Source organism: Paenibacillus sp. FSL R5-0517 (assembly GCF_037974355.1).
Classification (GTDB): Bacteria; Bacillota; Bacilli; order Paenibacillales; family Paenibacillaceae; genus Paenibacillus.
This window is the reverse complement of the sequence record NZ_CP150235.1, coordinates 6,405,056-6,417,182: the sequence shown is the minus strand read 5'-3', so window position 1 is coordinate 6,417,182 and position 12,127 is coordinate 6,405,056. Positions and strand designations below refer to the sequence as shown.

At 47.6% G+C, this 12,127-nt stretch carries 14 protein-coding genes; 5 read left to right on the top strand and 9 right to left on the bottom strand.

Annotated elements, in window-relative coordinates:
• Positions 1-7: 7 nt before the first annotated feature.
• From MKX40_RS28640 to MKX40_RS28625, 4 genes are read left to right on the top strand one after another with little or no spacing between them, the layout of a single operon-like run.
• The gene (locus MKX40_RS28640) at positions 8-1,117 is read left to right on the top strand and encodes an ABC transporter ATP-binding protein (protein WP_124116634.1); all 1,110 of its coding nucleotides are present in this window, start codon (positions 8-10) and stop codon (positions 1,115-1,117) included.
• Positions 1,107-1,940 carry an ABC transporter permease gene (locus tag MKX40_RS28635; protein ID WP_017691799.1) on the top strand — a complete coding sequence of 278 codons (834 nt, stop codon included), beginning with the start codon at positions 1,107-1,109 and terminating at the stop codon, positions 1,938-1,940. The genes MKX40_RS28640 and MKX40_RS28635 overlap by 11 nt, the downstream gene beginning before the upstream one ends.
• Positions 1,915-2,724 (top strand): ABC transporter permease, encoded by an 810-nt coding sequence (locus MKX40_RS28630; RefSeq protein ID WP_062836831.1) that lies wholly within the window; start codon positions 1,915-1,917, stop codon positions 2,722-2,724. Before MKX40_RS28635 ends, MKX40_RS28630 begins: the two co-directional genes overlap by 26 nt.
• Positions 2,721-3,794 carry an ABC transporter substrate-binding protein gene (locus tag MKX40_RS28625; protein ID WP_339238439.1) on the top strand — a complete coding sequence of 358 codons (1,074 nt, stop codon included), beginning with the start codon at positions 2,721-2,723 and terminating at the stop codon, positions 3,792-3,794. The genes MKX40_RS28630 and MKX40_RS28625 overlap by 4 nt, the downstream gene beginning before the upstream one ends.
• Positions 3,795-4,095: 301 nt before the next feature.
• On the opposite strand, the gene MKX40_RS28620 is transcribed toward MKX40_RS28625, so the two are convergent.
• The 5 genes from MKX40_RS28620 to MKX40_RS28600 all read right to left on the bottom strand — a co-directional run bounded on the left by MKX40_RS28620 (position 4,096) and on the right by MKX40_RS28600 (position 8,415).
• Positions 4,096-4,596 (bottom strand): hypothetical protein, encoded by a 501-nt coding sequence (locus MKX40_RS28620; protein ID WP_017691802.1) that lies wholly within the window; start codon positions 4,594-4,596, stop codon positions 4,096-4,098.
• A 254-nt stretch (positions 4,597-4,850) separates the two neighbouring features.
• A complete protein-coding gene (locus MKX40_RS28615) occupies positions 4,851-5,852 on the bottom strand; it encodes a cation diffusion facilitator family transporter (protein WP_339238437.1) in 1,002 nt (333 codons plus the stop codon).
• Between the two features lie 193 nt (positions 5,853-6,045).
• Positions 6,046-6,642 (bottom strand): SMI1/KNR4 family protein, encoded by a 597-nt coding sequence (locus tag MKX40_RS28610; protein WP_339238435.1) that lies wholly within the window; start codon positions 6,640-6,642, stop codon positions 6,046-6,048.
• A gap of 328 nt (positions 6,643-6,970) precedes the next feature.
• Positions 6,971-7,741 (bottom strand): class III extradiol ring-cleavage dioxygenase, encoded by a 771-nt coding sequence (locus tag MKX40_RS28605; RefSeq protein WP_339238433.1) that lies wholly within the window; start codon positions 7,739-7,741, stop codon positions 6,971-6,973.
• Positions 7,741-8,415: an esterase gene (locus tag MKX40_RS28600; RefSeq protein ID WP_339238431.1), complete on the bottom strand. Its 675-nt coding sequence runs from the start codon at positions 8,413-8,415 to the stop codon at positions 7,741-7,743. Before MKX40_RS28600 ends, MKX40_RS28605 begins: the two co-directional genes overlap by 1 nt.
• Before the next feature lie 240 nt (positions 8,416-8,655).
• Here MKX40_RS28600 and MKX40_RS28595 point away from each other — a divergent pair, with 240 nt between their 5' ends.
• Positions 8,656-9,195 (top strand): XRE family transcriptional regulator, encoded by a 540-nt coding sequence (locus MKX40_RS28595; protein WP_339243225.1) that lies wholly within the window; start codon positions 8,656-8,658, stop codon positions 9,193-9,195.
• A gap of 109 nt (positions 9,196-9,304) precedes the next feature.
• On the opposite strand, the gene MKX40_RS28590 is transcribed toward MKX40_RS28595, so the two are convergent.
• From MKX40_RS28590 to MKX40_RS28575, 4 genes are all read right to left on the bottom strand, one after another.
• Positions 9,305-10,024: a 3-ketoacyl-ACP reductase gene (locus MKX40_RS28590; protein WP_339238429.1), complete on the bottom strand. Its 720-nt coding sequence runs from the start codon at positions 10,022-10,024 to the stop codon at positions 9,305-9,307.
• A gap of 77 nt (positions 10,025-10,101) precedes the next feature.
• A complete protein-coding gene (locus tag MKX40_RS28585; protein WP_339238427.1) occupies positions 10,102-11,001 on the bottom strand; it encodes a DUF4097 family beta strand repeat-containing protein in 900 nt (299 codons plus the stop codon).
• The gene (locus tag MKX40_RS28580; protein ID WP_339238424.1) at positions 10,998-11,591 is read right to left on the bottom strand and encodes a DUF1700 domain-containing protein; all 594 of its coding nucleotides are present in this window, start codon (positions 11,589-11,591) and stop codon (positions 10,998-11,000) included. The genes MKX40_RS28585 and MKX40_RS28580 overlap by 4 nt, the downstream gene beginning before the upstream one ends.
• The gene (locus tag MKX40_RS28575; protein WP_339238422.1) at positions 11,584-11,913 is read right to left on the bottom strand and encodes a PadR family transcriptional regulator; all 330 of its coding nucleotides are present in this window, start codon (positions 11,911-11,913) and stop codon (positions 11,584-11,586) included. Before MKX40_RS28575 ends, MKX40_RS28580 begins: the two co-directional genes overlap by 8 nt.
• Between the last annotated feature and the right edge of the window lie 214 nt (positions 11,914-12,127).

Here is a 12,127-nt window from a genome sequence, read left to right as displayed (position 1 = left end):
GTGAAGCATGTCAGAACAACAACCGATTATCCGCTTCGAAGCGGTGACTCAGCAATACGATCAGGATGAAGCCGTATTGAAGGCAGTCAGCTTTGAGATTGAGCGGGGTAAATTTTATACGCTTCTTGGCCCATCGGGCTGCGGAAAAACAACGATATTGCGGCTGATTGCCGGTTTTGCGGAGCCGACTCAGGGCAGTATTTATTTTAATGGTGCGCTCATTAACCGGGTGCCTGCCCACCAGCGGCAGGTGAACACCGTATTTCAGGATTACGCGTTATTTCCACATTTGAATGTATTTGAGAACGTAGCTTTTGGTTTGCGAATCAAAAAGATGAAAACGGCTGAAATTCGCAGCAAAGTGTTGGAAGCCCTCAAGTTCGTCAATCTGTCCGGTTATGAAAACCGTGAAATTGGCGAAATGTCTGGCGGACAGCGGCAGCGTGTTGCGATCGCACGCGCAATTGTGAACGAGCCTGAAATCCTGTTATTGGACGAGCCTTTGTCTGCACTCGATCTGAAGCTGCGGACCGAGATGCAGTATGAATTGCGGGAGCTGCAACAGCGACTGGGTATTACGTTTATCTTTGTTACGCATGATCAGGAAGAGGCCTTGGCGATGTCGGATGAGATCTTTGTCCTGAATGGCGGCGTCATTCAACAGAGCGGTACACCGAACGATATCTATGATGAGCCGATTAACCGTTTTGTAGCGGACTTTATTGGGGAATCGAACATTGTATCGGGCAGAATGAAGCAGGACTTCGTTGTGGAATTCGCTGGTGCACAGCACGAGTGTGTCGATCAGGGTCTCCAGCCGGACGAGCCGGTAGAGATTGTCATTCGCCCAGAGGATCTGGAGATTACAACGGAAGAACAGGGCAAACTCAAGGTCAATGTGGACTCCCAGTTATTCCGCGGGGTGCATTACGAAATATCCACATATGATGATGCGGGCAATGAGTGGCTTGTTCATTCAACGAAGAAAGCCGTTGTTGGCGCGCGGATTGGACTCTATTTTGACCCGGAAGCTGTGCACGTCATGCGCTTTAACGAGACTGAAGAAGAGTTCGACAAACGACTCGAAGCGTATCAAGAGGCCGCTCATGCAGACTAAGGCCAGCACACGCAATGCGTATCTGATTCCATATGTATTATGGATGGTGTTGTTCGTTGTGGCGCCGGTTCTGCTGGTCATCTATTATTCGTTCTTCGATGTGGAGGGTAACTTCACGTTTGGCAACTACGCCCGGTTCTTCACGCCGGTGTACTTGCAGATGACGCTCAGTTCGTTCTGGTATGCATTTCTGATTACGGCGTTCTCGCTGCTGATCTCGTATCCAACGGCGTATATGCTGACCCGGACGAAGCACAAGCAGCTGTGGTTGCTGCTGATCATTCTGCCAAGCTGGATCAATCTTTTGTTAAAAGCGTACGCCTTTATCGGCCTGTTTGGAACGTATGGTCTGACCAACTCCTTGCTTGAAGTGGTGGGGATTGGCACACAGCAGATTTTGTTCACCGACTTCAGTTTCATCTTTGTCTCGGTGTACATCTTCATTCCATTCATGATTCTGCCGATCTTCAATGCGCTCGAAGAGATGAATCCATCGTTGATCTACGCGGCGCGAGATCTGGGAGCCTCATCGTGGCTGACATTCCGCCGGGTGATCTTTCCGCTGACGATTAGCGGAGTGAAATCAGGCTGTCAGGCTGTATTTATTCCTGCGCTCTCCCTGTTCATGATTACCCGCCTGATTGCGGGAAACCGTGTAATTACGCTGGGAACAGCGATTGAACAGCATTTTCTCGTCACTCAGGACTGGGGGATGGGATCAACGATTGCCGTCTTTTTGATTATTGCGATGGCGATTATTATGTTCCTGACCGGATCAGGCAAGAAGGAGGTGCGTAATGGGAAGAAACGGAAAGCTGTCTAACGTCTATCTGGCCGTTGTATTCGCCATCCTGTACGCACCGATTGCGTATCTGATCTTCTATTCCTTCAACAGCGGCGGTCATATGCGCAGCTTCGAAGGATTCACGCTTGAATGGTACAGAGAGGTGTTCGCCGATACACGGCTGCTCATCATTGTGCTGAATACATTTATCATTGCGCTCCTGTCATCAGCGATCTCAACGATCCTTGGTGTAGCAGGAGCACTGGCGATCTACCATGTGCGGCGCAAACGGACCAAGAATACGCTGCTATCACTCAACAACGTGCTGATCGTGAGTCCGGATGTCATCATTGGTGCGTCTTTCCTGATCCTGTTCACGATGATTGGCATCAAACTGGGCTTCACTTCGGTCCTGCTGTCTCATATCGCATTCAGTGTGCCGATTGTCGTCATCATGGTACTGCCAAAGCTGCAGGAGATGAGCCCAACACTGATGGATGCGGCACGTGATCTGGGTGCCGGCTCATGGCAGATTCTGACGCGTGTGGTGCTGCCATACGTGAAACCCGGTATTTTTGCCGGATTTTTCATGGCCTTGACGTACTCGCTCGATGATTTTGCAGTAACATTCTTTGTCACGGGTAATGGATACTCCACGCTCTCGGTAGAGATATACTCCAGAGCAAGGCAGGGCGTTTCGTTGTCCATCAATGCGTTGTCTACCCTGTTATTCCTGCTCACGGTGCTGCTGGTGGTTGGATATTACTTCATTAACCGCCGTGCAACACGGATACCACCTGGAGGAAAGGGGCTGCGACCATGAAGCAACTGGTACGGACATTTGCGCTTGTTTTTGTGGCCGCCTTTGCCCTGATGATCCTGGCTTCGTATCTGAACAAGAGTCAGGGGTATTCTGGCGGCAACACACTGACCATCTATAACTGGGGCGATTATATCGATCCTGATCTGCTCAAGGAGTTTGAGGACGAGACAGGCATTAAAGTCATCTATCAGACGTTTGATTCCAATGAAGCGATGCTGACCAAGATCGAACAGGGCGGTACTACGTTTGATGTGGCGATTCCTTCTGAATATGCGATTAGCAAAATGAAAGAAGAAGACCTGCTCGTACCACTCGATCATAGCAAATTAACCAACCTGGACAACATTGATCCGCGATTCATGGACTTGTCCTTTGATGAAGGCAACAAGTACTCCATTCCGTATTTCTGGGGCACGGTGGGGATTGTATACAATCCTGAGCTGGTGGACGGGTTGACGTTTGATAGCTGGAATGACTTGTGGGACCCACGTCTGAAAAATCAAATCCTGCTCCTGGATGGCGCACGCGAAGTCATTGGCATGGGATTGAACAGTCTCGGGTATTCCCTGAACGATACCAACGAAGACCATCTGCAAGAAGCACTGAAGAAGCTGTCTACATTGACGCCGAACGTCAGAGCAATTGTCGGAGACGAGATCAAGATGCTGCTTGCGAACGAGGAAGCGGCAGTTGGACTTGTATGGTCCGGGGATGCGTCGGAGATTATGGATGAGAACGACAAGCTTGATTATATGGTGCCGGAAGAAGGCTCAAACCTCTGGTTTGATAATATGGTTATTCCGAAGACGGCGACTAATATTGAAGGGGCGCACCAGTTTATCAACTTCATGCTGGACCCGGATCATGCCGCTCGCAATGCGGAGTATGTCGGGTATTCCACACCGAACGCCGAGGCGCTGAAGTTACTGCCAGAGGACATCTCCGAGGATGAGCGCTTCTATCCAGACGAGACACTGACAGGCAAGCTGGAGGTCTACGATAATCTGGGTAAAAAAATGCTCTCGCATTATAATGACCTGTTCCTGGAGTTTAAAATGCATAGTAAATAACCGCCAATAGCGTGTACACAGTTCGTTAGATCCTCAAAAAAAGACAAAAAGGGTAGCTGCTCGTCATTTCACTTGAATGACGAGCAGCTACCCTTTTTATATTACCTACTTCAGAGCAAAAGCGTAGGTTATGTTTTTTCGTGCACACGTTAACGGAGGGGACAGAACAAACGAAGGAAGCAGAGCGTTCGCCTTTATCACCGGATTTTCCCATTGTAAAGGGGAATCAAAAAAATCCGGGGATAACAGCGATCCGAAGTTGTTCTGTCACCGCAGTGATCAAGTGGAAACGAATAAAGGGTTACATGCGCTTTTTGCGACCCACCATGATCCAAGCCCCACCCATAATCAGTACAATCGCTACAAAAGGCTGGATAAAGCTCAAACTGCTCAGCATCGTGCCAATCGACATCACAGCGAAGAACAGCAGCGAGATAACCGTCAGAATGTTGATGGGGATCAGCAACCATTTGTTCCGACCACCGAACCAGTAGAGTTCAAACAAACCCACAGCTACAGCCAGAATGAAGCCCGGCCACATCGTACCCCAGTTGTTAAACAGCATGGCGATCTGACAGACAATACCGACAGTGAGCAACAATCCACCGGGAACCAGCAGTCCAACCCCTCTGCCAATCATGGAGAAGTACAGCCAGTGGAAGAACAGCCCGAGTGGAATCACGAATAACGTGGGCCAGAAGGTCGCAAAGATCGTACCCGGACCGAGTGAACCTCCCTGGTTCAGAATCAGGTACACGCCCAGCAAAATGAGAACAGGCGCAAGGATCGTACGTTTAGCCATAATATCTCTCCTTCTCAATACAAAGATCAAATTTCCGAACGGTGTATGTAGAGCAATTACTTTCGTTACTCACAGCATACCATGAACTGGAAAAGTCTATCCTCCGTCTTTGGAGTTAAAGTGAACCTAGACCAAAGTCTAGGTATGTAGATTTGAGAAACTATACTCCCTAGATGAGGGTGTAGTTGAACATACTAAAAACCCACTCTTTAAAGAGTGGGTTCTGTCATTCTTTTTATCCAAAACGTAGCCTGTTACTTCACCACATCCGAATGTTTCTTGCCCCAGCTGTTCACACCGTCATCCTCAATGATGGAGATGGCTGCGTCGGCGATGTCGGGGTTCGTCATCAGTTTCTCCTGAATCCGGAACTTGATGTCATCCGCATCCGCTAGGCTGAGTCCTTTGGTTAACTCAATCAGACCTTCGACATGATAATAACGGCCTTCCTGAATGATACGCATCATCTGAATATCGGCAACATGCGTATCTGCCAGAATGGTCTGGGATACTTTGTCCTCAATATCCTGCGGAGCCGCAACACCAATTAATCCGATCATATTATCGTAACCGACACGGAATGCTACAGCGATCATCAAGCATCCAATAATCGTGGTTACAATGCCATCAAGCAATGCAAAATTGGTTAAGGCAATGACCACGACAGAGATTAACGCGAGCGTGGCACCCAGTACAGCGACAACATCTTCGTAGAATACGAGACGGGTTGGTGGCGCAGCACGGCCAACATTTTTGATGGCAGCAGGGACCAGGGCCAATCCGGCGGCTTTGGGTGCCCGTGCTTCTTTTAAGATTTCCTTCATGGCTTTGATCAGAATGGCCCCATCAATCAGAATGTTCAAGACGAGCACACCGATATTAATCCAGAGTCCCCCGGAATGACCGGCAGGATGCTGGAGCAAGTGAATCCCTTCATGAATGGTCTCATAGGCCATAATCGTCACAACAATAACAGCGATCATACAAAAAATGTTAATGACCCGTCCGAATCCGGTTGGGAAGCGGCGTGTAGGTTTTTTCTCGGATAACACACTTCCGACAAAGACAAACCCTTGGTTAATGGCATCAGCGAGTGAATGCATCGCCGAAGCGAACATGGCGCCACTGCCACTGAATAGGAAAGCTCCCCCTTTGCACACAGCAAGTACAGCATTACCTGCCATCGCGACGGCGGAGGAGGTGTTCCCCTTTTTGACGAGAGACATAAAGCTCTCAGACTTTGGTTGTTCAGCCACTTCGTATGTTCCTCCCAGATCAATGTAATGTGTAGAAAAGGTAGTCCTCATCTACATAGGTTGTGCATTTCCACTAAATGTTATTATAACCGCTTTGACATATCCCAGCATTATGCAAAAAAGGTCATATCATCATGGATTAATGTAATCCATAGGAAGTGAAGAGATTACAGCTGAAGTAACTTACACTTCCTTAGTACTCAATGGCCTCCAAGGCACGTAGATTCCGATTGGACTGTTCCAACAATTCCGTAAATGTCCCAGCCACGTAATATACAAAATCCGGATCATGTATGTACATAATAATCTGCCCGTACGAACCTTCTTCTGTCGGATCAAAGTCGAACATCAGATACAGTGATCCACCTCCGAGCATGCCAAACGTAACCCATTTTTTCTGAAAAAGGTAGGGTTTGATTCGGGGATCAAGTTCTCCGATCTCTTCTTCGGTAAAATAATCATCCATGCGGTTCTCCACCAGCGTGGATTGCCCCTTTTGAATCCTTTCCAAGGACAATAGATAAAATGGCTCAGTTTCCCGTCCTTCCTCAAGGCTTGGATACAAGACGTGAAAGCCATAACCGCTTCCATTTTTACGTTTATAAAACGCACGAAAATCAGCAGGTAAACGAATGCCATGTTCCCTCTCGAATGCGTCGAGCTGCTCATCCGTCACACCTTCAAACTGGCGATATGCCTCCAAGAGCTCCCGGTTTTCCTCATCTTGTACCTTCTCCTCCAGCAACATATCCAGTTCATCCATCAATTCATATATACGCTGTTCTGGCATGCATTTCCCCTCCGTATGAGCTATTCAGATAATATGGCAATTGTTACGCGAGCAAACTCTGCCTGATTTCACCTCATATTATAGTTATAAGCCGCAAAAGCACACAAGAAACCGGAGTCCTTGCTTTACATACTACAATGGTCTCATTATTCTAAGGCGGTTGTTGCGTAATTAGCACACCTGGCTCCATCCTAATCAATGATGTACAGCTTTCATGAAAGTCGCTCCTAACAACAAATAAGCATGGTTTACAGGGGCAATCCCCTGTAACCCACGCTTACTTATTTATCAACTATATAAATGAAACTAGCTTTTCACATCGTCCTCTTTAATCAAATTTCCAACAGGACAAGCTCAGGTTGCCATACTGATAGGCTTTGAACAGGAGCGATGCCCGCTTATTTTGATGACCTGCACCCATGGCGAGCAGTAGTGGTACAAAATGCTCCGGCGTAGGTACGGCCGCTTGAGCTGAAGGTGCCAATTTATCATAGGAGAAGAGAGACTCCGTATCCCAACTCACCAGCTTGTCATGCAGCCAGTTGTCGAATTCGGATGCCCACGGGTCAACGCCGTTACTTTCCCAGTTCAATCGACGCAGGTTATGAACGGTTCCGCCGCTGCCAATGACAAGAATGTCTTGCTCACGCAAGGAAGCGAGCGCCTGTCCGACCTGATATTGCTGCTCACCTGTCAGATAGCGATTCACAGACAAGGCAATTACGGGAATATCCGCATCCGGGTAGAGCAGGCGCAGAACGACCCAAGCGCCATGATCTAGGCCACGGACATCATCCGTCTGTACTGGAATCCCGGCTTCTTGCAATAACAGCTCTACATCGGCAGTGGTTTCTGCCTTTCCTTGAGCCGGATATTTGATCTGGTACAGCTCGGGCTGGAAACCGCCAAAATCATAGATGGTTTCGTAATTGGCTACCGAGGATACAAGCTGAGTTGTGGATTCCCAGTGAGCAGAGAACAATACGATTGCTTTGGGTTTTGGCAGTTCCTGTCCGAGTTTCTGTAAAAATTCGGTGTACGCATTCTCCTCCAGTGCCAGTGATGGGGCACCGTGAGCAATAAACAGGGATGGCATCATTATGAATTCAGTCCTTTCGGGTCTTCGGTAGTCACATTTGCATCTATCCGGAGCCATTGTTGGAATTGTTGATATAGATCGGGTGTCACTTGATGCCCACCGTTGTAAGGTACATACGTGACGTGATGGGTATGTTGACGGAAGAAATTGGCGTTGTCTTCGCCCAGTTGCAGCGGGAATAGATGATCCTGATCCCCATGCGAGATAAACACAGACAGTTCCGAATCGGGTTGCAGCTTGTACTCGTCTTTCACAAATTGCGGGATGTACCCACTCATGGCTACAATGCCTTTAATGGCATCTCCCATGATCAGTGATAGGGTCATTGCCATAATGGCACCCTGACTGAATCCGGCGATATAACGCCGCTTGGGATCAATCGCATATTTGCCGGACAGATCAACAATCAACTGTTGCAGTCCCAGCACGGAGGCATCATGTAATTCGCGGATGGGATTGCCGATGCTTTTGATCTGAAAATAAGCATAACCACTACCCTGAACGATTGGCCCACGGATGGCGACGATAATAAAATCAGACTGCATAGGCTCCATCAAACGAAGCATATCTTGCTCATCTGATCCCATACCATGTAAGGCGAAGATGACAGGATAACGTTGATCTGGATTGTAATGAGACGGTAATCGGACTTCATGTATATAAGGAGAATTCATTGAAAACACCACCTGATGAGGATTGAGTTACATATATTATTCTGATGCTGCATGATGAAGTTCACCAATATGAAATAAATATTCTTATTTATGAACAGAATCTATCATGGTTTGATTGTAGGGTCAATACTTTTTTTGTATGATGAATATATGTTGAGGCACGCACCGGATAGATAAGTAGTAGAAACCAGGCGTACGCCTGGTGTCTTATATAGATCATTAGAAGGGGAGGGACGCATGATGGATATTGGCTTGGCTATTCGAACAATCCGTAAGCAGAAACAGATTACGATTATGCAGATGTGCGAGGGCACGGGGTTGTCCAAAGGTTTTATCAGCAACGTGGAAAATAACAAAACGTCACCTTCCATTGCTACGCTTGAAAGTATTGCGGATTATCTGGAAGTGCCACTTCCCTACTTGCTGTTGACACCGGAGCAACGGATGAACGTGGTACGCAAAAACGAACGCAAGGAAACGACGGCCGGTAGTGGACAGATCAAAGTGCAGCACCTTACCGCCAAAGGCGCCATGCGCATGTCCATTGTAGAATTGCCGCCAGGCGCATCGACAGGGGTTAGCAAACATGCGGGGGAAGAAAGCCATCTGGTGTTGCAGGGCAAGATTCGGGCGGAGCAATGCGAAGATGTGGAAGTTCTTGAAGTGGGTGATTCGTTCACCTGGAATGCGATCGTGCCCCATGAAGTAACCAATATCGGTGAGGAGCCCGCCGTGGTGCTCATTGCGGTGTCCAAGGAATTAGGTTTGGATCATTTGTAGAATGCAAAAAGGACGACTCCCTAGTCATGAACATGTGACATGCATACATGTACAATGGAGACGTCCTTTTTATATTTCTAACGAACTGGGAAGGTCAGAAGCACGCTATCTATTGTGGATTCGTTGTCCAGATGCCTGCGGCTTTAACGAAGACACGATCGGACAGCTTGAGCGTTGCGAGTGCAAGTTCAGCTACATCTTCCGCTTGCATCATGCGGTCTTCGTCGCCAATTTTCAGTCCGGCATTGGACGCAAGCTCCGTATTAACTGTGCTTGGTGTCAATGCGGTTACACGAATGTTGGACTTGCGCACTTCCTGCATCAGAGATTCGGTCATGCCGAGTAGAGCAAACTTGGATGCACAGTATGCCGAACCTGTAGCGAACCCACGCTCACCTGCAGTGGAAGCAATATTGATGATACTGCCGCTACTTTCCTTGATCATGCTTGGAAGCACGGAACGAGTGACGTAATATGTACCCATAACGTTCACATGCAGAATGCGTTCCCACTCTTCGGGGTCCATTTCCAGCAATGTACCGAAGCTTCCGATGCCTGCATTATTGATCAGGATGTCCACCGCTCCGAGTTCCATCTCGATGGCTGCTACAGCGGCTTCCGCCTGTGTGCGATCCGAGATATCTGCCACAGCACTGGTTACTTTCACACCGTATTCTTGACTAAGAGACTGCTGCAGAGCCTGAAGATCCGAAGCGGTGCGAGCGATAAGGCCGAGGTGCACTCCTTCTTTGGCAAGTGCTTCAGCGATGGCACGACCGATGCCTTTACCGGCACCTGTGATGATAGCTGTTTTATTTTTAAGTTCCATGTGGATAATTCCTCCTTAGAATTGGACTGGCATTTGATTATACTATATTACCCACAGTTCGGAAATTTGCTTCATCACTATTTGGTAATCTCAATGCTGCCAGAAGAGGTACGGGCTTTAATCACTTCCCGGCTCACCATTGGCGATTCAGGTACATCTACATCTCCGGAAGTAGCCTTAGCATCATAGATTCCTTCAAAATCAGGTGCAGCCTGAATGAAAATATCGCCTGATGTCCCGGAAGCATTAATCGGGGCGGAATGGGACTGCTCAATATGAATGCTACCCGAAGTGAATTGAACATCGGCTGCACCGTTTAACTCAGTGATCTCAATATCTCCTGATTGAATCTTACTATTTACATGACCAGCTACCTGATCAGCAGTGAAGCTTCCTGATGTCTGTTTCACCGTCATGTCTCCATTAATAAAGGAAGCGTTAATGTCACCTGAAGTTAGGGAAAGTTCAATAGTAGGTACCTTGATGTTTTCCAGACGTATGGAACCTGAGGTGTTATTCAGCTCAAGCTGTTTGGCAGTCAGGTCCGTCAGATGCCAGTCACTTGAAGAAGAGTCCAGCGTAACCTCATTTAATTGGTGTCCTTCAGGCAGGGCCACGGTTATTGTGGAGTCTCGATCATTCCAGTACAGGGTGAAGAATTGCAATCGTTCACGTTCTGTCTGGGACAGTTGGAAGGTTCCTTTGGATATAGTGGCTTGTTCGAAGCTCTTGACTACGGCAGGGTCAAATTTTCCATCCACTTCGATATATCCGTTCGAATCCGGACTTACGACAAATTCAATATCTGCACTGAAATTAGCATTCATGATAATATTCTGCAATTCATTCGCCTTGAAATCCCATCGTTTGGAATAGCTCTCCCGTTGATCTCCGAACTGAACGCCATAGATGGATGTTCCGAGCAAACCGATTCCGATACAGATCACGGCTAAAGCAAGCCATTTCTTGGTACTCATGCGGATACATCCCCTTTCATCGTATTTTTATTCCATTTAATGTATTGAAGAGTGATTTTTTTGAAGGCTTTATACACGGACTTCGATGCAAGGGCAAAACAAATGCCGACACCGAATGCGCCAATCGCAACGAAAATCTCTGCTTTATCGAGTTGGCCAAGGAATACGAAGTCCACAACTGCTGCCACTGGAGCCAATACCAGCAAGGATAGGCTGGCAACCGTAAGCCATACTGACCATAGAGTAAGACCAAGTGGAATACCTAGCATCAGATTCAGGAATAACAGGCCAACGGCGGTGAAGAAGTTGCGAGTAGCTTTGGTGCTGTTTCTAGGAGACCGCATTTCCTGATATGTCGGTGCATAGAATGCATCTGAACCTGGTGTATGAGCGTCATATCGATCACCGAGTGCTTCCTTGGCGATCTCTTCCGGCTGTCCGAGTTCCCAAGCGATCTCTTCTTCACGCCGTCCTTCTCTGAGTCCAAGCTCAAAATGTTGATCATAGTCGGCGAGCAGCTCCGCCCGTTCGAATGGGTCCATCGGCCGGAGATGAACTTCCATGGCTTTCATAAATTGTTGTCTATTCATTAGGGGTTCCTTCCTCAATCAGATTTGCGACATTGCGCACAAATTCATTCCATTCCGTCGTCAATGCCGTCATGTATTCACGACCTGTATCAGACAGTCGGTAATACTTGCGCGGCGGCCCTTCACTTGACTCTTGCAAGTAGGTGGTACAGTACCCATCATTGACAAGGCGTCGAAGCAAGGGATATAGCGCACCTTCAGCAACTTCAATATGTTTGGAGACCGCCTGAGCCAGTTCGTAGCCATACCGATCCTGGCGGTTAATTAATACCAGGACGCACAGCTCCAATACTCCTTTTTTGAACTGGATGTTCACATTCACGCAGGTTCCTCCTTCGTAGCTTCATTAATCGCTAGTGTGTATTGTTCAGTAGTAGTGTGTTCATCATAGCATTCAGTACTGTTTAATGCAAGGTAGTGATTTTAAAATAGTTCCGTATCATGAAATATCGTTAATTTGTTCGTATGATGTTGATGCTCAAGCCGAAGCTGTTTGTTTAGCTATAATTCAGCATAAGCAAAAACCGGATCGGTTA

Bases quoted from the DNA above. Each gene is read 5' to 3' on its own strand.
- MKX40_RS28640 (WP_124116634.1), top strand. From the start codon at position 8: ATGTCAGAACAACAACCGATTATCCGCTTCGAAGCGGTGACTCAGCAA.
- MKX40_RS28635 (WP_017691799.1), top strand. From the start codon at position 1,107: ATGCAGACTAAGGCCAGCACACGCAATGCGTATCTGATTCCATATGTA.
- MKX40_RS28630 (WP_062836831.1), top strand. From the start codon at position 1,915: ATGGGAAGAAACGGAAAGCTGTCTAACGTCTATCTGGCCGTTGTATTC.
- MKX40_RS28625 (WP_339238439.1), top strand. From the start codon at position 2,721: ATGAAGCAACTGGTACGGACATTTGCGCTTGTTTTTGTGGCCGCCTTT.
- MKX40_RS28620 (WP_017691802.1), bottom strand. From the start codon at position 4,596: ATGGCTAAACGTACGATCCTTGCGCCTGTTCTCATTTTGCTGGGCGTG.
- MKX40_RS28610 (WP_339238435.1), bottom strand. From the start codon at position 6,642: ATGCCAGAACAGCGTATATATGAATTGATGGATGAACTGGATATGTTG.
- MKX40_RS28605 (WP_339238433.1), bottom strand. From the start codon at position 7,741: ATGATGCCATCCCTGTTTATTGCTCACGGTGCCCCATCACTGGCACTG.
- MKX40_RS28600 (WP_339238431.1), bottom strand. From the start codon at position 8,415: ATGAATTCTCCTTATATACATGAAGTCCGATTACCGTCTCATTACAAT.
- MKX40_RS28595 (WP_339243225.1), top strand. From the start codon at position 8,656: ATGGATATTGGCTTGGCTATTCGAACAATCCGTAAGCAGAAACAGATT.
- MKX40_RS28590 (WP_339238429.1), bottom strand. From the start codon at position 10,024: ATGGAACTTAAAAATAAAACAGCTATCATCACAGGTGCCGGTAAAGGC.
- MKX40_RS28585 (WP_339238427.1), bottom strand. From the start codon at position 11,001: ATGAGTACCAAGAAATGGCTTGCTTTAGCCGTGATCTGTATCGGAATC.
- MKX40_RS28580 (WP_339238424.1), bottom strand. From the start codon at position 11,591: ATGAATAGACAACAATTTATGAAAGCCATGGAAGTTCATCTCCGGCCG.